Consider the following 20,900-nt stretch of genomic DNA (forward strand, 5'->3'; position numbering starts at 1 on the left):
TCACTCCTCAAGTGGCAAGGTTCGTGGGTTCGTTGTGTCCGTCGCGGAGGGCGACGCCGTCCAGCACCATCGACAGGTACTGGCGGGCGATCTCCTCCGGGCTGTGCTGTCCGCCCGGCCGGTACCAGGACGCGGCGACCCAGACGGTGTCGCGCACGAAGCGGTAGGTGAGCCGGACGTCGAGGTCGGCGCGGAAGACCCCGGCGGCGACGCCGCGCTCCAGGGTCGTGAGCCAGGTCCGCTCGAACCTCCGCTGGGATCCGGCGAGATAGCCGAAGCGGGGCTGGGCGCGCAGGTGGCCGGATTCCTTCTGGTAGATGGCGACGGCGGCGCGGTGCCGGTCGATCTCCCGGAAGGACTCGGTGACGAGGGCCTCCAGGGTCTCGCGGGGGCCGAGCCGTGCGGCGAGCACGGCGTCGTACCGGGCCCAGAGCTCGTCCAGGAAGGCGCGGAGGATCTCGTCGAGCATCGACTCCTTGGAGTCGAAGTGGTAGTAGAGGCTGCCGGCGAGCAGTCCGGCGGCGTCGGCGATGCGCCGCACCGTCGTGGCGTCGTACCCCTGGGTGGCGAACACCTCGGCCGCCGTCTGCAGGATCTCGCGGCGCCGCCCGGGGGCCGGTCTCACGGGTGCTGGCTGCTGGCGGAGAGGACTTCCCCCGTGAGGTAGGAGGAGTACCCGCTGGCGAGGAAGACGATGACGTTGGCGATCTCCCAGGGTTCGGCGTACCGGCCGAAGGCCTCGCGGGCGGTGAGCTCCTCCAGGAGTTCCGGGGTGGTGACCTTCACCAGGTGCGGGTGCATGGCGAGGCTCGGGGAGACGGCGTTGACGCGTACGCCGTACTCGGCGGCCTCCAGGGCCGCGCAGCGGGTGAGGGCCATGACGCCGGCCTTGGCGGCGGCGTAGTGGGCCTGGCCCTTCTGGGCGCGCCAGCCGACGACGGAGGCGTTGTTGACGACGACTCCCCCGGCTCCCTCGGCCTTCATCCGCCGCAGGGCGGCGCGGGTGCAGCGGAAGGTGCCGTTGAGGGTGACGTCGAGGACCTTGTCCCACTGGGCGTCGGTCATGTCGACGAGGTCGGCGGTGCCGCCGAGCCCGGCGTTGTTGACGACGATGTCCAGGCGTCCGTGGCGTGCGACGGCGAGGTCGAGGAGTGCGGCGACCTGGGCCTCGTCGGTGACGTCGCAGGGCAGGGCGCCGACCCGCTCGGCGCCGAACTCGGCGGCGAGTTCGGCCTCGGACTCCTTGAGCCTGCGGGCGTGGGCGTCGGAGAGGACGACCTTCGCGCCTTCCTCCAGGAGCCGCCGGGCGGTGGCGCCGCCGATGCCGGCTCCGGCGGCGGCGGTGACGACGGCGGTACGCCCGGCGAGCAGGCCGTGACCGGGGACGTAGGGAGGGGGCGGGGTCGTCATGGGCGGGCCTCCTTGGGCAGGCCGAGGACGCGCTCGGCGATGATGTTCCGCTGGATCTCGTTGGAGCCCGCGTAGATGGTGTCGGAGCGGGAGAAGAGGTACAGCCGCTGCCAGTCGGTGAGGTCGTACGGTTCCCCGGCGGCGAGCATGCCGTCGGCGCCGCAGACGTCCATGGCGAGTTCGCCCAGTTCCCGGTGCCAGGTGGCCCAGAAGATCTTCCCGATGGACGCCTCGGGTCCGGGCGCTCCGGCCGCGACGCCGCCGAGCATGCGCAGGGCGTTGAACCGGATGGTCTCCAGGCCGATCCAGGCGCGGGCGATCCGGTCGCGGATGACGGGGTCGGCGGCGGCGCCGTTGCGCCGGGCCAGCTCGACGACCGACTCCAGCTCGCGGCGGAAGCCGACCTGCTGGCCGAGGGTGGAGACGCCCCGCTCGAAGCCGAGGGTGGCCATGGCGACCTTCCAGCCGTCGCCGGGGGCGCCGACGATGTGTGAGGCGTCGGTGCGGGCGCCGTCGAAGAACACCTCGTTGAACTCGGAGGTGCCGGTCAGCTGGACGACGGGGCGGATCTCGACGCCCGGCTGACGCAGCGGGACGAGGAGGTAGGACAGGCCCCGGTGGCGGGTGGAGCCGGGTTCGGTGCGGGCGACGACGAAGCACCAGTCGGCCTCGTGGGCGAGGGACGTCCACACCTTCTGTCCGGTGACCACCCACGCCTCGCCGTCGCGTTCGGCGCGGGTGCGGACGTTGGCGAGGTCGGAGCCGGCGTCCGGCTCCGAGTAGCCCTGGCACCACAGCTCCTCGGCGGCGACGATCGGCGGGAGGAACCTCTCGCGCTGCCCGGGGGTGCCGAAGGCGATGAGGGTGGGGCCGAGCAGCTGCTCGCCGATGTGGTTGACGCGCGCGGGGGCGTCGGCGAGGGCGTACTCCTCGTGGAAGGCGACCTGCTGTTCGAGGGTCGCGCCGCGCCCTCCGTACTCCTTGGGCCAGCCGACGCAGGTCCATCCGTCGGCGGCCATGTTCCGTTCCCAGGCGAGGCGTTCGGCGTGGGCCTCGTGTTCCCGACCCGGGCCGCCCCGGCCGCGCAGGGCGGCGAACTCGCCCGTGAGGCGGGAGCGCAGCCAGCTGCGGACCTCTCTGCGGAACTCCTCGACGTTGCTCATGGCCGTACGTTAACCTACCAAACACTTGTTAGGGAAGGAGGGCGGATGTCCGCTGCCCGCACCACGTCCACGTCCGCATCCACGAGCACGTCGACGGCCACGTCCACGAGCGCGTCGACGGCCACGTCCACAAGCGCGTCCACCTCGCCGGAGCCGGTCCGCTACGAGCACCGCGGCCCCGTGGCCGTCGTCACCATGGACCGGCCCGACTACCGCAACGCCCAGAACTCGGCGATGACCTACGCCCTCGACCGGGCCTTCTACCGCGCGGCCGAGGACGACGAGGTCAAGGTCGTCGTCCTCGCCGGGGCCGGGAAGCACTTCTCGGCCGGCCACGACATCGGCACCCCCGAGCGGGACGCCCACCTCCCGTTCGACCGCAGGGCCGGGCTCTGGTGGGACCACTCCGACAAGCGGGGCGCGGAGAGCCGCTTCGCCCGGGAGTCCGAGGTCTACCTCGGGATGTGCCGCCGCTGGCGGGAGCTGCCGAAGCCGATGATCGCGTCCGTGCAGGGCGCCTGCGTCGCCGGCGGTCTGATGCTGGCCTGGGTCTGCGACCTGATCGTCGCGTCCGAGGACGCGTTCTTCGCCGACCCGGTGGTCCGCATGGGCATCCCCGGCGTCGAGTACTTCGCCCACCCGTGGGTCATGCCCCCGCGGATCGCCAAGGAGTTCCTCTTCACCGGCGACCGCATGGACGCCCGGCGCGCGTACGAGGTCGGCATGGTCAACCGTGTCGTGCCCGCCGGCGAACTCCCGGACAGGACAATGGAACTGGCCGTCCGGATCGCCGACATGCCCCGCATGGGGCTCGCCCTGACGAAGAGGGCCGTCAACCAGGCCGAGGACCTCCAGGGCCTGCACACCGGCATGGACTCGGTCTTCGGACTGCACCACCTCGCGCACGCGCACAACGCCGAGACCGCCCACGACCCGCTCGGCGGCATGGACATTCGCTCGATGCGGCAACATTCCGGGGGGCGCCCCCTCCTTCCCTCCGAGGCGGGAGCCTGATGGACCTCGACTTCTCCGCGGCGGAGGACGCCTTCCGGGCCGAGGCCCGCGCCTGGCTCGCCGCCCACGTGCCCACCACCCCCCTCCCCTCCCTGGAGACGGAGGAGGGCTTCGCCGCCCACCGCCGGTGGGAGCGGACGCTCTCCGCCGACCGCTGGTCGGTCGTCTCCTGGCCCGAGGAGTACGGCGGCCGGGACGCCTCGCTCCTCGCGTGGCTGGTCTTCGAGGAGGAGTACTACGCGGCCGGCGCGCCCGGCCGGGTCAGCCAGAACGGCATCAACCTGCTGGCCCCCACCCTCTTCGAGCACGGCACGGCGGAGCAGCGGGCCCGGATCCTGCCCTCCATGGCGAACGGCGAGGTCATCTGGGCGCAGGCCTGGTCCGAGCCGGAGTCCGGCTCCGACCTCGCCTCGTTGCGCTCCACCGCCCGCCGGACCGAGGGGGGGTGGCTGCTGAACGGCCAGAAGACCTGGTCCTCGCGCGCGGCCTTCGCCGACCGCGCCTTCGGCCCGTTCCGCAGCGAGCCCGACACCGCCAAGCCGCACCAGGGCCTGACGTACCTGATGTTCCCGCTGGACGCCGACGGCGTGACCGTACGGCCCATCGGGCGGCTCGACGGAAAGCCCGCCTTCGCCGAGCTGTTCCTCGACGACGTCTTCGTGCCCGACGAAGACGTGATCGGTACGCCCGGACAGGGCTGGCGGGTCGCGATGAGCACCACCGGGAACGAGCGCGGCCTCACGCTGCGCAGCCCCGGCCGGTTCACCGCCGCCGCCGAACGCCTCACAGCCCTCTGGCGGGAGACCGCCGACCCCGCGGACACGGCGCTGCGGGACCGCGTCGCCGACGCCGTGATCGGGGCGCGCGCCTACCGGCTGTTCACCTTCGCCAACGCCTCAAGGGTCGCCGCAGGGGAAACGATCGGCGCGGAGTCCAGTCTCAACAAGGTGTACTGGTCCGAGCTCGACATCGCCCTCCACGAGACCGCCCTCGACCTCCTAGGGCCGTACGGCGAGCTCTCCGACGAGGCCGACGACGCGCCCGCGTACGGCGGTTGGGCCGAGGGTCACACGTTCTCGCTCGCCGGCCCCATCTACGCGGGCACCAACGAGATCCAGCGCGACATCATCGCCGAGCGCCTGCTCGGCCTCCCGAAGGGACGCCGGTGATGCGGTTCCTCCTCGACGACGAGCAGCGGGAGTTCGCCCGCTCCCTCGACGCCATGCTCACGGCGGCGGACACCCCGGGGGCGGTGCGGGCCTGGGCGGCCGGGGACACGAAGCCCGGACGCGCGCTGTGGTCGCGGCTCGCGGACGCGGGGGTCTTCGCGCTCGCCGTACCGGAACGGCACGAGGGCCTCGGTCCGCTTCCGGTCGAACTGGCCGTTGCCTTCACCGAGTTGGGGCGGCACGCGGTGCCCGGTCCGGTGGTGGAGACGGTCGCGGCCGCGGCCCTCCTCGACCGCCTCGGGGATCTTCTCGGGGACGGGGCGGCGGGGTGGCTGCCCCGGATCGCGAGCGGCGAGGCCCTCGTCTCGCTCTGCGTGCCGGCCGTCGGCGGACCGTACGCGCTCGACGCCGACGCGGCCGACGCCGTGCTCCTCGTCGAGGGCGACACGGTGCGCCTCACGGCGGGCACCGGACCCGTCCAGCCCTCGGCCGACCCGGCGCGCCGCCTCGCGCGCCCGCTCGACGGGACCGTTCTCGCGCAGGGGCCGGCCGTGGCCGCCGCGACCGCGTACGCCGCCGAGGTCGCCGCCCTCGGCACCGCGGCCCAGAGCCTCGGCCTCGGCTTCGCGCTCCTCGACCGGACCGTCGCCTACGTCGGCCAGCGGCGTCAGTTCGGCGCGCCGATCGGCTCCTTCCAGGCGGTGAAGCACCGCCTGGCCGACACGCTCGTCGCCCTGGAGTTCGCCCGGCCGCTGCTCTGGTCCGCCGCGCTGGCCCTGGCCGAGGGGGCGGACCACGCCCCCGCCGAGGTTGCGGCGGCGAAGGTGACGGCCGGTGAGGCCGCGTACGCGGCCGCCCGCACCGCCCTCCAGCTCCACGGCGCCATCGGCTACACCGAAGAGCTCGACCTCGCCCTGTGGATCCGCAAGGCGCGGCCGCTCCGCGACGCCTGGGGCACCCCCGCGGCCTGCCGGGCCCGGGTCCTCGCGGAAGGAGTCGGGGCATGAGGCCCACGGAGGAACAGGAGGAGCTGCGGTCCGCCGTTCGGGCGGTCCTCGCGCGCCACCCCGGCGACGCGGCCTGGGGGCCGCTCACCGGCCAGATCGGCGTCGCCGGTCTCGCGGTCCCGGAGGAGTTCGGCGGCGCCGGGTACGGGGCCCGCGAGGTCGGCGTGGTGATGGAGGAGCTGGGCCGGGAGCTGAGCCCCGTCCCGTACCTCGGCTCCGCCGTCCTCACCGTGGCGGCGCTGCTCGGCTCCGGCGACGGGGAGGCCTGCGCGCGCCTGCTGCCGGGACTCGCCGCGGGCGACGCGGTGGGGGCGCTCGCGTGGGCCGAGGGCGAGGGCTGGGACCCCTCGGCCGTACGGGCCGGGGCCACGGCGGCCCCCGACGGCACGTGGCGGATCAGCGGTGTGAAGGAGCACGTCCTCGGCGGCGCGGAGGCGCACGTCCTGGTCGTCGCCGCCCGTGCGCCCGAGGGCGTCTCGCTGTTCGAGGTCGCGGTGGACGGGCCGGGAGTGGCGCGCGAGCCGCTCGTCACGATGGACGCGACCCGCGCCCAGGCGCGCGTGGTGCTCGACGGCGCCGAGGCCCGCCTGATCGGGGCCGGGGGCGCGGGCGACAGGGTGCTGGCGGAGGTCCTGGACCTCGCCTGCACGGCCCTCGCCGCCGAACAGGTCGGCGCGGCGGCGCGCTGCCTGGAGATCACGCTCGACTACGCGCGGGAACGGGTCCAGTTCGGCCGCGCCATCGGCTCCTTCCAGGCGGTGAAGCACCGGCTCGCGGACGCGTACGTCCTGGTCGAGTCGGCCCGCTCGGCCGCGCTCGGAGCGGCCTTCGCGGCCGACGAACACCGCGCGGAGGCGGCCGGGTTCACGCGTCTGGCCGCCGCGGCCAAGTCGGCGTGCTCGGAGGCGTTCTCGACGGTGGCGGGGGAGATGATCCAGCTGCACGGCGGCATCGGCATCACCTGGGAGCACGACGCCCACCGCTACTTCAAGCGCGCCCACGGCTCGTCCCAGCTCTTCGGCGCACCCCACTGGCACCGGGCGCGCCTGGCAGGGGAGTTGGGGCTGCCGTCGGGCACCCCGCTCGGGTGACGCGAGAGGCGGGGCAGACGTCCTGGGGAGCGCCCGTCCCCCGGGCCGGGCCGCCGAGCATCGCGAGGCGGCTCGCCGTGCGGTCCAGGTCCCGGGTGGCCGCCCGGGCATCGGTGAGGGTGGCCAGCGGGTCGGCGCCGACGAGGATCAGCCGGACGTCCCGGTCGCAGGCGACGTCGACGAGGTTCGCGAAGCGCTGCCGGCCGTCGGCGCTCGCCTCGGCCAGCGGGGGGACGCCGTCCAGGACGAGGGTGCCGAACCGTTCGGCGAGGGCCAGGTAGTCGGGGACCGCCGTCGTGGTCTCGCACAGCGCGCCGAAGGCGAGCCACACGAGGTCGCCGCGGACCGCGCGGGCCGGCAGGTCACGCAGGTGGGCGCGGACGGAGGTGGCCTCGTCCGGAGCCGGGGAGGTCAGGCCCGCGGACTCCAGGCCCGGGTCGCCCGCGGGCACGCGCAGCCCGGTCGCGAACCGACGGCCTCCGTCGAGCGCACCCGGGTGCGCGACGCGGCGGAAGTCCACCGGTCCCGAGACGTCCAGGACGTCCATCCGCTCCTCTATGAGCGCGATGGTCGGCTCGAAGAGATGGTGGTGGAGGGGGTCGGGCACGAGTCCCGCGGGCGGGTAGTTGGAGGTGGTGACGAGGGTGGTCCGGCGGTCGAGGAGCGTCCGGAAGAGCCGGGCGATGAGCATCGCGTCGCCCGCGTCGTGCGCGTGGAACTCGTCGAAGACGAGGACCTTGCTGTCCCCGACGAGCTCGTCGAGCGCGCTGTCGACGGCGCTCTGACCGTCGTGGCGGGAGCCCGGCCTGCTCACGCCGTCGTGCAGCCGCCGGAAGAAGTCGTGGAAGTGCAGGCGCCGTTTGCGGTCGCCCGGCAGCCCTTCGTAGAAGGTGTCGACGAGCCAGCTCTTGCCCCGGCCCACCGGGCCCCAGACGTACAGGTCGCGCGGCGGGCGGGGGAACGTCCAGGCGGGGCGGGCGAGTTCGGAGGCGAGCCGGGACAGCCGAGCGACCGCCGCCTCCTGCTCCGGGGCGATCGAGAATCCGCGCCGTGCCGCGGCCTCGTGGAAGTGGCGGCGCATGGCCTGCTCATGCTGGGGCACTGGTCGTCCTTCGTGCGCTGGGTACGGGTCGGGGCACCGACCGGCCGATCATGATCGCACCCGGCTCCACGGGTGTCGCGTCCGGGCGATCGGGTCCGCGATCGGTATACCGGTGGTCCACGGGGGTCGTGCCACACGGAAGGAGTGCCTCATGGCGGTACAGCGCATGGACAACGTCGGCATCGTCGTCGAGGACCTGGACGCCGCCGTCGCGTTCTTCACCGCGCTCGGTCTCGAACTGGAGGGCCGGACCCCGATCCAGGGGCTGTTCGCGGACCTGACCGTCGGGCTGGACGGTGTCCGCAGCGAGATCGCGATGATGCGGACGCCCGACGGGCACGGGAGGCTGGAGCTCGCCCGCTACGACTCCCCCGCCCCGGTCGGCGACGGGGCGCTCGACCCGCCGCCGCCCCACACGGTGGGGCTGCACCGCGTGATGTACGCCGTCGACGACCTCGACGACACCCTGGCCCGGCTCCGCCCGCACGGCGCCGAACTGCTCGGCGAGGTCGCGCGGTACGAGGACGTCTACCGGCTCTGCTACCTGCGCGGGCCCTCCGGGATCATCGTCGCCCTCGCCGAGCGGATCGGCTGACCCGGCGGCCGGTCGCGAGAGCGTCGTGACGGCCGATTGTGACGGGCGTCTTGCAGTCGCATGACGGACGCCTGGGAAACCTTCCCAGCATGTGGATCTTGATCAAAGAATGAGGTGTCACCACCCAGCGACCCCTCCGATTCCCAGGGGGCGCCCCCTCCAGAGAGCTGGCCGTGTGCCGGGTCGAGGCCGTCGCGTACGCGGAGGACGGGTTCTCCGACCGGCGCGAGGCGGCCGAGATGGGGGTGCTGCGCACCCACGTCATGGTGACCGACGCCCAGCGGTTCGTGTCGGCGGTGATCCGCATGGTCACCGCCGGGGGCGTCCTGTCCGTCCTCAACCCGCTGATGCTGCCGCTGCTCCTGCTCGCCGTCCTCCCGGCGGCGGTCGGTGCCGTCCTGAGCGCGCGGGTCGACTACGAGATCCACTACGGCAACATCGCCGACCGCAACGTGCGCGGCATGATGCGCTGGTGGGCGACCGAGTCGAAGTACAGCGACGAGGTCCGTGCGAACTCGATGACCGACTACCTCGTGTACTGGTACCGGGCGCTGTCCGACCGGTGCGACCGGCGCACCCTGGCCGCCGCGCCCCGGACCCTGTCGATCGCCCTGCTGTCCGCCCTCGCCGGGGGTGTCTTCCTCCTCGTGACGTGGGGCGCGCTCGCGTGGCTCGCGATGTCCGGGCGGATCGCCCTCGCGGTCGCCGCGACGGCCGTCATCGCCGTGCAGACCACCCTCGCCGCGCTCTCCCAGGTCGTCGTCAACGGCGCGGCGGTCTTCCACACCAGCCTGTACCTGGGCGACATGCAGGCGTTCCTCGACGACGCCGCCGCCCGCGCGCCCCGGCGCGGCGTCCACCGGCTCACCGGGCCGGTCGACGAGATCCGGCTCGACGAGGTCGTCTACCGGTACCCGGGCAAGGACGGGCCCGCGGTGAACGGGGTCTCCCTGAGCCTGCGGCGCGGCCAGATCCTCGCGATCGTCGGCGCCAACGGCTCCGGGAAGTCGACCCTGACCCGTCTCCTGACCGGGATCTACCTCCCCGACAAGGGGACGGTCGCCTGGAACGGCACCGACCTCGCCGAGGTCGACCCCGCCTCGGTGTGGGCGCACACCGGTCTGGTGCCGCAGATCTTCGCCCAATGGCCGCTCCGCGTCCGGGAGAACGTGACGCTCGGCCAGCCGCACACCGTGCACGACGCCCCCGTCTGGGAGGCCGTCACGGCGGTCGGCATGCGCGACACCGTCGAGGAGCTGCCGGCGGGGCTCGACACCCTGCTCGCCCGGGACGTCTTCGGCGGTACGGAGCTCTCCGGCGGCCAGTGGCAGCGCATCGCGTGCTCCAGGGCGCTGAACCGGCGCCCCGGGCTCCTCATCCTCGACGAGCCCACCTCGCAGATGGACCCGCGCGGGGAGCACCGGATCTTCGAGCGGATCAAGGCCATCGCCGCCGACCGGATCACGATCGTCGTCACCCACTGCCTGGAGAACACCAGGATCGCCGACCACATCGTCGTGATGGAGCAGGGCCGGATCACCGAGCAGGGCAGGTACGACGACCTCGCCCACGGCGGCGGGACCTTCGCGGAGCTGCTCGAACTGTCCCGGGACCGCTGACCGTTCGCGGCCCGCGGATCGCGGCCCCTGGGTCGCGGGTCGCGGGTCGCCTGGTGGGGCCTGGGGAGGGAGGCGTGGGGGCGGGCGTCAGATGCCGGTGGAGAGGGCCACGTCCCGCCACTGGTCCAGTTCGCGCCGGACCAGGTCGAGCTTGGCCTCGACCCGGTCGACGGCGTCCGCGCCCAGCTGGAGGCGGAGCGGCGGTTCGGCGGCCTCGGTGACGTCGACGACGGCCTTGGCGGCCTTCGCGGGGTCGCCGGGCTGCCGGCCGTCGTTGCCGGCCAGGGCCGCGCGGACCGGGCCCGCCCCGGCCTCGTAGTCGGGGATGGAGGCCGGTTCGACGCGCATGCTCGTACCGGAGAGGAAGTCGGTCCGGAAACCGCCGGGTTCGACGATCGTGACGCGGACGCCGACGGGGGCGAGTTCGCCGTGCAGGGCCTCGGTGATGCCCTCTACCGCGAACTTCGAGGCGCCGTACAGGCCCACGGCGGGAGCGGTGGCGAAGCCGCCCACGGAGCCGATGTTCAGGACGTGTCCCGACCGCTGGGCCCGGAGGGTCGGCAGGGTGGCGCGCAGGGTGTTGAGCACGCCGAAGACGTTGACGTCGAACAGGTCGCGGGCCGCCTGGTCGGAGACCTCCTCGACGGCGCCGACGAGGCCGTAACCGGCGTTGTTCACGACGACGTCGATCCGGCCGAAGGCCGCGAGCCCGGCCTCGACCGCCGCCGCCAGCTGCTCGGGTGCGGTCACGTCCGCGCCGACCGCGAGCAGCCGGTCCGGTGCCTGCGGGTACGCCTTCAGGACGGCCGCCGCGTCCCGGGCCGTCGCGATGACGCTGTGCCCGCGGTCGAGGGCCTCCCGCGTGATCTCCGCGCCGAGTCCGCGCGATGCCCCGGTGACAAACCAAACGCTCATGTTCTCCCCTGTTCACAGAGCCCGGACGGGCCGTCGGAACGACCGTAGAACCTAGAGTCGGGTCTAGATCAACAGAGGAGGACGGGCATGGACCTGAGCATCGGCGAGGTGGCGGAGCGCAGCGGGCTGAGCGTGCACGCGCTGCGGTTCTACGAGCGGGAGGGCCTCTTCGCCAATCCCGTGCGCCGTCTGTCCAACGGCCGCCGGATCTACCACGAGGAGGACCTCGCGTGGCTCGCGATCTGCACGAAGCTGCGCGCCTCCGGGATGCCGCTGGCGATGATCCGCGAGTACATCGACCTGGTCCGGCAGGGCCCGGGGAACGAGCGCGACCGCCTCGACCTGCTCCGCCGCCACGAGAGCCGTGTGGAGTCGCAGATACGCGAGCTCCAGGACACGCTGGAGGTCATGCGCTACAAGGTCCGGATCTACGAGGAGCACCTGGCGCGCGGTGAGGCCGACCGGCTCTGGAACCCGTCGCGGCCGGACGCGGAGGCGGGCGGAGGGAACGCCGGGGATCAGGTCAGCACCGTGGCGGCCACGGAGAGGTCCGCGACCAGGCCGGCGTAGGCGGCCTTCCGGTCGTCGGCGCGCAGGACGGCGGACGGGTGGACGGTGGCGAGGAGCTGACCGGTCGGATCGGCCCCGGGGTCCCTGCCCCGCTCCGTCCCGCGGCCCGTCCCGCCGTCCGCCCCTGCCCCCGCTTCGCCTTCCGCGCCTCCGTCCGCCCCGTGCAGCCGGGGCATGGGCAGCAGGACGCCGCGCCGCTCGCCCACGCGGAACGAGGACCCGAGCAAGGCCCTGCCCGCCGTGCCGCCCAGGACCACCAGGACATCGGGGTCCACGAGGCGGAGCTCCCTGACGAGCCACGGGCGGCACGCGGTCATCTCGCGCAGGCTCGGCGCCTTGTGGACGCGCCGCTTGCCGCGCGGGGCGAGCGTGAACTTGAAGTGCTTGACGGCGTTCGTCACGTACGCCTCCTCGTCGCCGAGCCCGGCCTCGTCGAGTGCCTCGCGCAGCAGCCGCCCGGCCGGGCCCACGAACGGCTCCCCGCGCCGGTCCTCCTGGTCACCGGGCTGCTCCCCGACGAGCATGAGCCGCGCGTGCGCCGGGCCCTCGCCGAACACGGTCCGGGTGGCGTCGAGGAAGAGCGGGCAGCCCCGGCAGTCGGCGGCGGCCCGGCGCAGTCCGGGAAGCCCGGCACGGGCCGTCGGGAGGAAGGGGCTCGCGTCGTACCCCTGCCCGGCCTCATGGACGGCGGCCTCTCTCTCCATTCGCCTCACCTCTCACGACTGGAGTGCGGCTACCCGGGTACGCGCGCCACATGTCCTCCCGGAGATCCCCCGCCCCCTGGCACGACGGCACCCTCGGGCTGCTCACCCACGGCTACGCCTGGCTGCCCGACCTGATGCGCCGGGCCCCTGACGACAGCGCGGTCCGCACCCGGCTCCTGGGGCGGCCCGCCCTCGCGATGCGGGGGCCGGACGCGGTCGGCTTCTTCTACGACGAGCGGCACGTCGTCCGCACCGACGCCCTCCCCGGCCCCGTCCTCGACACCCTCTTCGGACGCGGCGCCGTCCACACCCTCGACGGCGAGGCGCACCGGGTCCGCAAGGCCCTCTTCACGGCCCTCCTCACGGACGGCGCCGGCGTCGCGGCCCTGCGCGGGCACGTCGTACGGCGCTGGCGCGAGACGGCGGCGGGCCGGGGGCGGGGGCGGGACGACGTCGTCCTGTTCGGCGCGACCGCCGACGTCCTCGCCCTGGCCGTACGCGACTGGGCCGGCCTGCCGCTGTCGGACCGGGCGACCCTGGCGCTGGGTCACGACTGCGTCCGCATGGTCGACGGGTTCGCCACGCCCGGCCCGCGTCACCTGCGCGCCCGGCGCGCCCGCGGCCGCCAGGAGTGGGCCCTCGCCGGCCTGGTCGAGGACGTGCGCCGGGCGCGGGAGGAGGACTCCTCCGGTACGGCCCTGGGGGCCGTCGTCCGGCACCGCGACCTCGGCGGGGACCTCCTGGACCCCCGTACCGCCGCGGTGGAACTGCTCAACGTCGTGCGGCCCACCGTCGCCATCGCCTGGTTCGTCGCGTTCGCCGCCCACGCGATGCACCGGTGGCCCGAGCAGCGCGAGCGGCTCAGCGCGGACGCCGACGGGTCGTACGCCGTGGCCTTCGCCCACGAGGTGCGCCGCTTCTACCCCTTCGCGCCGTTCGTGGCGGGGCTCGCGGCGCGGGACCTGACCTGGCGCGGGGAGCGCGTGCCGAAGGACGGGCTGGTGATCCTCGACCTGTACGGCCAGGACCACGACCCCGCCCTGTGGGGCGACCCCTACCGCTTCGATCCCCTGCGATTCACCGGCCCCGGCGGGCTCGGAGACCTGGTCCCCCAGGGCGGCGGCGACCCGGCGCGCGGGCACCGCTGCCCCGGCGAGGACGTCACCGTCACCGTCCTCGCGGCCCTCGCCTCGGAGCTCGCGGCCCTGACGTACGCCGTGCCGGAGCAGGACCTGTCGATTCCGCTGTCCCACGTGCCGACGCTGCCGCGCAGCGGGGTCGTGCTCCGGCTCCGGTGACCGTCACGCCGCCTGCGTTCCGGCGCACCGGGTACGCGCTCCCACAGCCACTCCGCCCGATCCCCCAAGGCGATGTTGATCATGGAATCTCGTACGGAAACCGCGCCCGACCAGGCCATCGGCGTCCGGACGGCGCCGGACGACCGCGTCCGGACCTGCCGACCGGCGATCGTGCGACAGGCCCGCAACGGCGATCCCGAGGAGGAGACCGCCACCGGGGCGGAGTGGAACATCTGCCGGGGCGAGGACTACGGGCCCCACGATGACCACCACGGCGAGCCCGCGAACCGACCAGCGCCCGCGGCCCGGCACGATCCGGGTCGCCTCCGTCCCGGCCGGCCACGTCTACGTGCGCCACATCCACGCGGCGGACGGTTCCGACGGGGTGCGTCTGCTCCCCGACCCCCGCCCGAACGGCGCGCCCAGCACCTCGGAACGCTGGTGGCCGCCGGTGATGCTGGACCCCGGCTGGGTCCGCGCCCACCACGAGACCTTCGACGTGTACCACCTGCACTTCGGCTTCGACGCCCAGAGCCCGGCCCAACTCGCCGCTCTCGTCGACGCCCTGCGGGAGCACGGCAAGCCGCTGGTACAGACGGTCCACGACCTGCGCAACCCCCACCACCGCGACCGGCGCGCCCATGACGCCGCGCTCGACGTCCTGATCCCGGCCGCCGACTGCCTGATCACCCTCACGCAGGGCGCGGCGACCGAGATCGCGGCCCGCTGGGGCCGCCTGCCGCACGTGCTGCCCCACCCGCACGTCGTGGACGAGCCGGAACTCTCCCGCCCGCGCGACCAGCACACCGACTTCGTCATCGGCCTGCACGCGAAGAGCGTGCGGCCGAACATGGCGCCCCTGGACGTCGCACGGGCCCTCGCCGCCATCACCGCCGGTCTCCGCGGCGCCCGGCTGCGCGTCGACATGCACCACGACACCCGCGACCCCGCCGCCCACGCCTACTCCCCCGAACTCGTGGCCGGCCTCGACGCGCTCGCCCGGGACGGGCTGCTCGATCTGCGCGTGCACGACTACTTCGACGACGACGCCCTGTGGGCGTACCTCCGCTCGCTCGACCTGTCCGTGCCGCCGTACACCTTCGGCACCCACTCGGGCTGGCTGGAGGCCTGTCACGACCTCGGCACCGCCGTGGCCGTGTCGGACTGCGGCTACTACCCGCAGCAGCGGCCCTGCCACCTCTTCCGGCTGTCGCCCGACGGCCTCGACGCGGCATCGCTGGACCGGGCGGTGCGGGACGCCTACGAGCGGCGTCCGGCGCCGCGGGCGCACGCGGGCGCGCGGCTCGGGGAGCGCGCGGCGCTCGCCGCCGCCCACCGCGTCCTGTACGAACGCTGTCTGTCGTGAGCCGGTCCCTGCGCATCGCCCTGATCGCCTCGGCCCGGTTCCCGATCCGGGAACCGTTCGCGGGAGGTCTCGAAGCGCACACGTGGTCGCTCGCCTCGGCGCTGCGGGCGCGGGGCCACCGGGTCTCGCTGTTCGCGGCGCTCGGCTCCGACCCGGCGCTCGGCGTCCGCGAACTGACCGTGCACACGCCCCGGTTGAGCGCGGCGGCCCGGGCGGACATCAGCATGACGGATCCGGCGGTACTGCACGAGCACCACGCGTACCTGCGGCTGATGCTCGACCTCGCGCGGGGCGACGGCCCGCACGCGTACGACCTCGCGCACAACAACAGCCTCCACTACCTGCCGGTGGCGATGGCCCCGGCGGTGCCCTTCCCGGTCGTGACCACCCTGCACACGCCGCCGACCCCGTGGCTGGAGTCGGCGATCCAGACCGGTACGCCCCACACCTGCACGTTCACGGCGGTCAGCGGCCACACGGCCCGCTCCTGGCAGCCCCTGGTCCGCGCGGCCCGCGTCGTCCACAACGGGATCGACCTGCGACGGTGGCCGGTCGGGCCAGGGGGTGGGGGGGGCTGGTGTGGTCGGGGCGGCTGGTCCCCGAGAAGGGGGCGCACCTCGCCGTCGCGGCCGCCCGCGCCGCCGGCCTGCCGCTGACGCTCGCGGGGCCCGTCGTGGACGAGGAGTACTTCCGTACCCGCGTGGCGCCGCGGCTCGGCGGTCCCGTCCGGTACGTCGGCCACCTGGCCCGTGCGGAGCTCGCCCGGCTCGTCGGCGGCGCGTCGGCCACGCTGGTCACGCCCTGCTGGGACGAGCCGTACGGGCTCGTCGTCGCCGAGTCCCTGGCCTGCGGGACCCCCGTCTGCGGCTTCGACCGGGGCGCCCTCGGCGAGATCCTCACCCCGGAGTGCGGCCGTCTCGTCCCGTACGCCGACGTCGACGCGCTCGCGTCGGTGGTGTGGCGGGCGCGGGGGCTCAGCCGGGCCGGTTGCCGGGCGCGCGCCGAGGCGTTCTGCTCACTCGGCCGCATGACGGACCGTTACGAATCGCTCTACGAGGAGCTGCTGTCGTGATCGGCTACTACATCCACCACCAGGGCCTCGGCCATCTCCACCGCGCCCTGTGCATCGCCCGGAAGGCCCGCACCCCGGTCACCGGCCTGTCCAGTCTCGACCCGCCGCCGGACTGGCCGGGTCCGTGGCTCCGCCTCCCGCTGGACACCGCCGTATCGGCCGTGGACACCCGCGCCCAGGGTCGGCTGCACTGGGCGCCGCTGCACCACGACGGCTACGCCCGCCGCATGGGCAAGCTCTCCGACTGGATCGGCGCGGCCCGTCCGGCGCTCGTCGTCAGCGACGTGTCCGTCGAGGTCGCCTGCCTGGCCCGGCTCCTCGGCGTGCCCGTCGTGACGGTCGCCATGCGCGGCGAACGCCTCGACGACGCCCACCGGCTCGGGTACGACCTCGCGCTCCGGCTGCTCGCGCCGTGGCCGGCCTCGGTGCCGGAGCCCGGCTGGCCGCCGCACTGGTACGAGAAGACCGTGTACGCCTCCGCGTTCTCGCGCTCCGACGGCCGCGCCTGCCCCACCGCCCGGCGGGACGGGACCCGGCAGGTCGTCCTCATGCTCGGCGCGGGCGGCGACGGGGTCACGGCCGAGCAGGTGAGCGCGGCCCGGGACGCGACACCGCAGTGGCGGTGGGACTTCCTCGGCGGGCCGCTCGGCGCCTGGTCGGGGGACCCCTGGCCCCGGCTCTGCGCGGCCGACGTGGTCGTCACGCACGGTGGGCAGAACGCGGTCGCCGAGTGCGCCGCGGCCCGCAGGCCCGCCGTCGTCCTGCCCCAGGAACGCCCGTTCGGCGAGCAGCTCGCCACCGGTCGCGCCCTGCGGCGGGCGGGTCTCGCCGTCGTACGGGAGCGGTGGCCGGAACCCCACCAGTGGCCGTCGCTGCTCGCGGAGGCGGCGGCCCTCGACGGCTCGGGCTGGTCGCGGTGGGCGCCGGGCGACGGGGCGAGCCGGGCGGCACGGGCCCTGGACGGCCTCGCGGGCGCGCCGTGGAACGAGTGACGCCGCCGGACGGCCGGCCGCGGACCGGCCGGGTCGCCGTCGTCACCCCCGTCGCCGGGCGCCTCGGTCACCTGGCGCTCCAGCAGCGCGGGCTCGCGCGCGGGAGCCGGTGGCCCGATCCGTACGTCGTGGTCGCCATGGGCGACCCGGTCGCCGGGCGGGAGGCGGCTCGGCGGGTGCCGCCCGCGCGGGTCGTGCATGTGCCGGTGACCGTCCCGGGGCGGTTGCCGCTCGCGGCGGCGCGCAACGCCGGGGCCGGGAAGGCCGTCGAACTCGGCGCCGACGTCCTGGTCTTCCTGGACGTCGACTGCGTGCCCGGTCCCGCCACCGTCGCGCGGTACGGGGAAGCGGCCCGCGACGGCGTGCTGTTGTGCGGGACGGTCGCCTATCTGCCGCCCCCGCCGCCGGGGGGCTACGCCCTGGAGCGGCTCACCGACCTGGCCGCGCCGCACCCGGCCAGGCCCGTTCCCCGGGAGGACGAGGTCATCGGCGGCGGCGACCCGGACCTGTTCTGGTCGCTGTCGTTCGCGCTGACGGCCGCGACCTGGCGGGCGATCGGCGGGTTCTGCGAGGAGTACACCGGATACGGCGGCGAGGACACCGACTTCGGCCTCCTCGCGCGCCGGGCCGGGGTGGAGCTGTGCTGGCTGGGCGGGGCGCCCGCGCATCACCAGTACCACCCCGTCGAGGACCCGCCCGTCGGGCACCTCGACGACATCCTCCGCAACGGCGCCCTCTTCCACCGGCGGTGGGGCCGCTGGCCGATGGAGGGCTGGCTGCGGGCCTTCGCCCGCCGGGGCCTCGTGCGGTGGGACCCGGCGGACGGGACGTGGCGGGCCGTGGACCGGGGCCGGCCGGGGTGATCCGGTCCCCACCGGTCATCCGGCGGGCGGCTCCGGCCAGACGAGGAGGACCGGGCAGGGGGCGTGGTCGACGACGAAGCGGCCGGCGGGGCCGAGGCTGTGCGGGCCGGCGTGCGTCCGGTCGCCGTCGCGGGCCAGGATCAGCAGGTCGGCGGCCCCCGCCTCGGCGAGGACCTCGTGCTCGGTCCGCCCGGTGCGCGCGGTCGCCGTACAGGGGCGGCCGAGGCGGTCGGCTGCGGCCCGGAGCAGCGCGTGCGCGGAGTCGGAGGCGAGGTGTTCCAGGCGTGTGCCGGGGTCGCGCTCGGGGTGGCCGCGGCCGAGGAGCCCGGCGAAGGCCCCGTGCGCGGCGCCCGGGACGTCGGGGGCGGTGACGTGGAGCAGGACGGTCTCGGCCCCGTCGGGTGTGTGGGCGCGGGCGGCGTCCACGCACGCGGGCCAGGTGCCCTCGGCGATCCACACGACCACGGGCATGGTGTCAGCCTCCTCCGATCGCGGTGAGCGAGAGCCACAGCGCCGACACCGAGGCGACGAGCGCCGCCGGGACCGTGAGGACGCCGAGCCGGGTGAACTCCCGGAGTTCCACCTCACCGTCGTGGGCATGGACGATACGCCGCCACAGCAGCGTGGCCAGGGATCCGGCGTACGTGAGGTTGGGCCCGATGTTGACCCCGAGGAGCACGGCGAGGACGGCGCCGGGGCCGGACGGCGCGGTCAGCGGGAGCAGCACGAGGACGGCGGGGAGGTTGTTGATGACGTTCGCGAGGACGGCGGCGAGCACGGCGAGGGCCAGCAGCTCGGGGAAGCCCGCGCCGTCGGGGATGACCCGCGCGAGGACCTCGTCGAGCCCGTTGTCGACGACCGCGCGGACGACGATGCCGAGGGCGAGGACGAAGGCGAGGAAGGGCACGGAGGTGGCGCGGAGCAGGGCCCGCGGGGTGGTGCGGCGCCGGATCAGGGCGCGTACGGCGAGGGCGAGGGCACCGGCGAGCGCCGCCCACGCGGGGTCGGTCCCGACCGCCGAGGTCACGACGAAGCCGACGAGCGTGCACCCCACGGTGACGAGCGCGAACATCGGCGGCCGGGGCGGCTCGGTGACGGCGGGCTCCTGCGCCCCGGCGTCCAGGTCGGTCGCGAAGAAGCGGCGGAAGACCGCGTACTCCACGCCGATCGCGACCAGCCAGGGCAGCGCCATGAGCGCGGCGAACCGGGTGAAGCTCAGGCCGCTCGCCGCGAAGGCGAGGAGGTTGGTGAGGTTCGAGACCGGGAGGAGGAGGGAGGCCGTGTTCGACAGGTGCGTGCAGGCGTAGACGTGGGGCTTGGGGCGGGCGCCGATCCGGGCGGCGGTGGCGAAGACGACGGGCGTGAGCAGCACGACCGTGGCGTCCAGGCTGAGGACGGCGGTGATCGCCGACGCGGCCAGGAACACCTGCCCGAGGAGGCGTCGCGGCCGGTTGGCCGCCGTCCGGGCCATCCAGGCGCCGCACGCGCGGAAGAGTCCTTCGTCGTCGCAGAGCTGGGCGAGGACGAGGACGGCGGCGAGGAAGCCGATGACGGGCCCCAGCCGCTCGGCCTCCTCCATCGCGTCGCCCAGCGGGATCGCCCCGGTGGCGACGACCACGCCGGCGGCCGGTACGGCGACCACGGCCTCGGGCCATCCGAAGGGCCGGGCGACCGCGCAGGCGAGGACGAGGATGAGGAGGGCCGCGGACAGCGCCTCCGCGAGCTCGGTGTTCAGGGTCGGGTCCTTCCGCGCGCGTCCGGCGGTCACTCCGCCCGGGCAGTCTGGGCGGAGGTTACCCGCGGGGCCCGGGCCGCCCGGCGGCGACCCCGCGCCGGGCGGGCAACCGGCCCGACCGGCCTCGTCCGCCGTCGGTTCGCGATCCCGTAGGCTCCCTGTCATGACCGCGCCCACGTATCCTCCGAAGCCCTCGCCCGGCGACCGCGTGGCGGTCCTGTCCCCGTCCTCCGGGCTGCCCGGTCTCTTCCCGCTCCCCTACGAGCTGGGGCTCAGGCGGCTCCGTGAGGACTTCGGCCTGGTGCCGGTGGAGTATCCGACGACCCGCCGCATGGGCTCCACGCCGGAGGAGCGCGCGGCGGACCTGCACGCCGCGTTCGCCGACCCGTCCGTCACGGCGGTGCTGTCCACCATCGGCGGCGACGACCAGATCACCGTGCTGCCGCATCTGGACCGCAAGCTGATCCGTGCCCATCCCAAGCCGTTCTTCGGCTGGAGCGACAACACGAACCTGCTGGCCTTCCTCTACAACCTGGGTGTCGTCGCCTACCACGGCGGCAGCGTGATGACCGAGCTCGGCCGGCCGGCCGCGCTCGACCCCCTGACCGCCGAGTCGATCCGCGCGGCCCTGTTCACCTCGGGCCCGTACGAACTCCGCGCCGCCGCGCACTACCGCGACACCGACCGCGACTGGGCCGACCCGGCCACCTTCGACCGCGCGCCGGAGACCGAACCGGCGGGCGGCTGGATCTGGCACCGGCCGGACCGCCGGGTCGAGGGGCGCGCCTGGGGCGGCAACCTGGAGATCCTCTCCTGGCTCCTGATGGCCGACCGCGAGATCGCCCGCGACCCCGCCGCCTACGAGGGCGGGGTGCTGTTCCTGGAGACCTCGGAGGAGCTGCCGGGGGCCGAGGAGGTCTTCCGCATCCTCCGCAACATGGGCGAACGCGGTCTCCTGGCCCGTTTCCCGGCCCTGCTGATGGGCCGTGCCAAGGCATGGTCCTTCGAGCGGCCGAACACGGCGGAGGCCAAACGCCGGTACGCCGCCGAGCAGCGCGAAGCGGTCCTTCGCGCGCTGGCGGCGTACGCGCCGGAGACGACGGCGGTCTTCGACGTCGACTTCGGTCACACGGACCCTCAGCTGGTGATCCCGTACGGCGGAACCGTCGTCGTGGACGGCCCGGCGCGGCGGATCACCGTGACGTACTGACGGTG

At 74.7% G+C, this 20,900-nt stretch carries 21 protein-coding genes and 1 pseudogene; 14 read left to right on the forward strand and 8 right to left on the reverse strand.

The features are described 5' to 3' along the window. Window positions 1-7: 7 nt before the first annotated feature. Genes AB0G79_RS11950 through AB0G79_RS11960 form a run of 3 tightly spaced genes read right to left on the reverse strand, consistent with a single transcriptional unit; the run spans window position 8 to window position 2,573 of the window. On the reverse strand, window positions 8-625 hold the full coding sequence (locus tag AB0G79_RS11950) for a TetR/AcrR family transcriptional regulator (RefSeq protein ID WP_360804134.1): 618 nt from the start codon (window positions 623-625) through the stop codon (window positions 8-10). Then, the gene (locus AB0G79_RS11955; RefSeq protein ID WP_360804137.1) at window positions 622-1,410 is read right to left on the reverse strand and encodes an SDR family oxidoreductase; all 789 of its coding nucleotides are present in this window, start codon (window positions 1,408-1,410) and stop codon (window positions 622-624) included. Before AB0G79_RS11955 ends, AB0G79_RS11950 begins: the two co-directional genes overlap by 4 nt. Next, on the reverse strand, window positions 1,407-2,573 hold the full coding sequence (locus AB0G79_RS11960; RefSeq protein ID WP_360804140.1) for an acyl-CoA dehydrogenase family protein: 1,167 nt from the start codon (window positions 2,571-2,573) through the stop codon (window positions 1,407-1,409). The genes AB0G79_RS11955 and AB0G79_RS11960 overlap by 4 nt, the downstream gene beginning before the upstream one ends. A gap of 45 nt (window positions 2,574-2,618) precedes the next feature. On the opposite strand from AB0G79_RS11960, the gene AB0G79_RS11965 reads away from it, so the two are divergent. From AB0G79_RS11965 to AB0G79_RS11980, 4 genes are read left to right on the forward strand one after another with little or no spacing between them, the layout of a single operon-like run. Then, a complete protein-coding gene (locus AB0G79_RS11965; RefSeq protein ID WP_360804143.1) occupies window positions 2,619-3,587 on the forward strand; it encodes an enoyl-CoA hydratase in 969 nt (322 codons plus the stop codon). Continuing rightward, window positions 3,587-4,756: an acyl-CoA dehydrogenase family protein gene (locus AB0G79_RS11970; protein ID WP_360804146.1), complete on the forward strand. Its 1,170-nt coding sequence runs from the start codon at window positions 3,587-3,589 to the stop codon at window positions 4,754-4,756. The genes AB0G79_RS11965 and AB0G79_RS11970 overlap by 1 nt, the downstream gene beginning before the upstream one ends. After that, window positions 4,756-5,763, forward strand: coding sequence for an acyl-CoA dehydrogenase family protein (locus AB0G79_RS11975; RefSeq protein WP_360804317.1), 1,008 nt, complete (start codon window positions 4,756-4,758; stop codon window positions 5,761-5,763). The genes AB0G79_RS11970 and AB0G79_RS11975 overlap by 1 nt, the downstream gene beginning before the upstream one ends. Then, complete coding sequence (locus tag AB0G79_RS11980) at window positions 5,760-6,854, forward strand: acyl-CoA dehydrogenase family protein (RefSeq protein ID WP_360804149.1); 1,095 nt, start codon at window positions 5,760-5,762, stop codon at window positions 6,852-6,854. Before AB0G79_RS11975 ends, AB0G79_RS11980 begins: the two co-directional genes overlap by 4 nt. Here the strand turns inward: AB0G79_RS11980 and zapE are convergent. Continuing rightward, the gene (gene zapE / locus AB0G79_RS11985) at window positions 6,751-7,956 is read right to left on the reverse strand and encodes a cell division protein ZapE (RefSeq protein ID WP_360804151.1); all 1,206 of its coding nucleotides are present in this window, start codon (window positions 7,954-7,956) and stop codon (window positions 6,751-6,753) included. The two genes, AB0G79_RS11980 and zapE, sit on opposite strands and share 104 nt — an antisense overlap. A gap of 151 nt (window positions 7,957-8,107) precedes the next feature. On the opposite strand from zapE, the gene AB0G79_RS11990 reads away from it, so the two are divergent. Both AB0G79_RS11990 and AB0G79_RS11995 read left to right on the forward strand, forming a co-directional pair. Next, entirely contained in the window at window positions 8,108-8,551 is a 444-nt protein-coding gene (locus AB0G79_RS11990; RefSeq protein WP_360804154.1) for a VOC family protein, read from the forward strand. 170 nt (window positions 8,552-8,721) lie between these two features. After that, a pseudogene (locus AB0G79_RS11995) lies at window positions 8,722-10,170 on the forward strand (ATP-binding cassette domain-containing protein); the annotation flags it as partial. Window positions 10,171-10,257: 87 nt separating this feature from the next. Here AB0G79_RS11995 and AB0G79_RS12000 read toward each other — a convergent pair. After that, the gene (locus tag AB0G79_RS12000) at window positions 10,258-11,085 is read right to left on the reverse strand and encodes an oxidoreductase (RefSeq protein ID WP_360804157.1); all 828 of its coding nucleotides are present in this window, start codon (window positions 11,083-11,085) and stop codon (window positions 10,258-10,260) included. Window positions 11,086-11,172: 87 nt separating this feature from the next. Between AB0G79_RS12000 and AB0G79_RS12005 the strand changes: the two genes are divergently transcribed. Next, entirely contained in the window at window positions 11,173-11,655 is a 483-nt protein-coding gene (locus AB0G79_RS12005; protein ID WP_360804160.1) for a MerR family transcriptional regulator, read from the forward strand. Here the strand turns inward: AB0G79_RS12005 and AB0G79_RS12010 are convergent. Then, window positions 11,604-12,359 carry a UdgX family uracil-DNA binding protein gene (locus AB0G79_RS12010; RefSeq protein WP_360804163.1) on the reverse strand — a complete coding sequence of 252 codons (756 nt, stop codon included), beginning with the start codon at window positions 12,357-12,359 and terminating at the stop codon, window positions 11,604-11,606. The genes AB0G79_RS12005 and AB0G79_RS12010 overlap by 52 nt on opposite strands. Window positions 12,360-12,409: 50 nt before the next feature. Here AB0G79_RS12010 and AB0G79_RS12015 point away from each other — a divergent pair, with 50 nt between their 5' ends. From AB0G79_RS12015 to AB0G79_RS12040, 6 genes are all read left to right on the forward strand, one after another. Continuing rightward, window positions 12,410-13,657, forward strand: coding sequence for a cytochrome P450 (locus AB0G79_RS12015; RefSeq protein WP_360804166.1), 1,248 nt, complete (start codon window positions 12,410-12,412; stop codon window positions 13,655-13,657). Between the two features lie 262 nt (window positions 13,658-13,919). After that, window positions 13,920-15,023: a glycosyltransferase family 1 protein gene (locus AB0G79_RS12020; RefSeq protein ID WP_360804169.1), complete on the forward strand. Its 1,104-nt coding sequence runs from the start codon at window positions 13,920-13,922 to the stop codon at window positions 15,021-15,023. Further along, window positions 15,020-15,679, forward strand: a complete 660-nt coding sequence (locus AB0G79_RS12025; protein WP_360804172.1) for a glycosyltransferase — start codon at window positions 15,020-15,022, stop codon at window positions 15,677-15,679. The genes AB0G79_RS12020 and AB0G79_RS12025 overlap by 4 nt, the downstream gene beginning before the upstream one ends. Further along, on the forward strand, window positions 15,601-16,095 hold the full coding sequence (locus AB0G79_RS12030) for a glycosyltransferase (protein WP_360804175.1): 495 nt from the start codon (window positions 15,601-15,603) through the stop codon (window positions 16,093-16,095). Before AB0G79_RS12025 ends, AB0G79_RS12030 begins: the two co-directional genes overlap by 79 nt. After that, complete coding sequence (locus AB0G79_RS12035; RefSeq protein ID WP_360804178.1) at window positions 16,092-17,087, forward strand: glycosyltransferase; 996 nt, start codon at window positions 16,092-16,094, stop codon at window positions 17,085-17,087. Before AB0G79_RS12030 ends, AB0G79_RS12035 begins: the two co-directional genes overlap by 4 nt. Continuing rightward, window positions 17,075-17,950, forward strand: coding sequence for a galactosyltransferase-related protein (locus tag AB0G79_RS12040; protein WP_360804181.1), 876 nt, complete (start codon window positions 17,075-17,077; stop codon window positions 17,948-17,950). Before AB0G79_RS12035 ends, AB0G79_RS12040 begins: the two co-directional genes overlap by 13 nt. Before the next feature lie 15 nt (window positions 17,951-17,965). On the opposite strand, the gene AB0G79_RS12045 is transcribed toward AB0G79_RS12040, so the two are convergent. Both AB0G79_RS12045 and AB0G79_RS12050 read right to left on the reverse strand, forming a co-directional pair. Continuing rightward, window positions 17,966-18,421, reverse strand: coding sequence for a universal stress protein (locus tag AB0G79_RS12045; RefSeq protein ID WP_360804184.1), 456 nt, complete (start codon window positions 18,419-18,421; stop codon window positions 17,966-17,968). A 4-nt stretch (window positions 18,422-18,425) separates the two neighbouring features. Further along, window positions 18,426-19,685 carry an SLC13 family permease gene (locus tag AB0G79_RS12050; RefSeq protein WP_360804321.1) on the reverse strand — a complete coding sequence of 420 codons (1,260 nt, stop codon included), beginning with the start codon at window positions 19,683-19,685 and terminating at the stop codon, window positions 18,426-18,428. Window positions 19,686-19,848: 163 nt separating this feature from the next. Here AB0G79_RS12050 and AB0G79_RS12055 point away from each other — a divergent pair, with 163 nt between their 5' ends. Continuing rightward, on the forward strand, window positions 19,849-20,895 hold the full coding sequence (locus AB0G79_RS12055) for a S66 peptidase family protein (protein ID WP_360804187.1): 1,047 nt from the start codon (window positions 19,849-19,851) through the stop codon (window positions 20,893-20,895). Window positions 20,896-20,900: the final 5 nt, after the last annotated feature.

The organism is Streptomyces sp. NPDC020807, from assembly GCF_040641575.1.
In the GTDB taxonomy this organism is placed as follows: domain Bacteria; phylum Actinomycetota; class Actinomycetes; order Streptomycetales; family Streptomycetaceae; genus Streptomyces.

Excerpts from the sequence above, each read along its gene's own strand:
- AB0G79_RS11955 (WP_360804137.1), bottom strand. The coding sequence starts at position 1,410 with ATGACGACCCCGCCCCCTCCCTACGTCCCCGGTCACGGCCTGCTCGCC.
- AB0G79_RS11960 (WP_360804140.1), bottom strand. The coding sequence starts at position 2,573 with ATGAGCAACGTCGAGGAGTTCCGCAGAGAGGTCCGCAGCTGGCTGCGC.
- AB0G79_RS11965 (WP_360804143.1), top strand. The coding sequence starts at position 2,619 with ATGTCCGCTGCCCGCACCACGTCCACGTCCGCATCCACGAGCACGTCG.
- AB0G79_RS11970 (WP_360804146.1), top strand. The coding sequence starts at position 3,587 with ATGGACCTCGACTTCTCCGCGGCGGAGGACGCCTTCCGGGCCGAGGCC.
- AB0G79_RS11975 (WP_360804317.1), top strand. The coding sequence starts at position 4,756 with ATGCGGTTCCTCCTCGACGACGAGCAGCGGGAGTTCGCCCGCTCCCTC.
- AB0G79_RS11980 (WP_360804149.1), top strand. The coding sequence starts at position 5,760 with ATGAGGCCCACGGAGGAACAGGAGGAGCTGCGGTCCGCCGTTCGGGCG.
- AB0G79_RS11990 (WP_360804154.1), top strand. The coding sequence starts at position 8,108 with ATGGCGGTACAGCGCATGGACAACGTCGGCATCGTCGTCGAGGACCTG.
- AB0G79_RS12000 (WP_360804157.1), bottom strand. The coding sequence starts at position 11,085 with ATGAGCGTTTGGTTTGTCACCGGGGCATCGCGCGGACTCGGCGCGGAG.
- AB0G79_RS12005 (WP_360804160.1), top strand. The coding sequence starts at position 11,173 with ATGGACCTGAGCATCGGCGAGGTGGCGGAGCGCAGCGGGCTGAGCGTG.
- AB0G79_RS12010 (WP_360804163.1), bottom strand. The coding sequence starts at position 12,359 with ATGGAGAGAGAGGCCGCCGTCCATGAGGCCGGGCAGGGGTACGACGCG.
- AB0G79_RS12015 (WP_360804166.1), top strand. The coding sequence starts at position 12,410 with ATGTCCTCCCGGAGATCCCCCGCCCCCTGGCACGACGGCACCCTCGGG.
- AB0G79_RS12020 (WP_360804169.1), top strand. The coding sequence starts at position 13,920 with ATGACCACCACGGCGAGCCCGCGAACCGACCAGCGCCCGCGGCCCGGC.
- AB0G79_RS12045 (WP_360804184.1), bottom strand. The coding sequence starts at position 18,421 with ATGCCCGTGGTCGTGTGGATCGCCGAGGGCACCTGGCCCGCGTGCGTG.
- AB0G79_RS12055 (WP_360804187.1), top strand. The coding sequence starts at position 19,849 with ATGACCGCGCCCACGTATCCTCCGAAGCCCTCGCCCGGCGACCGCGTG.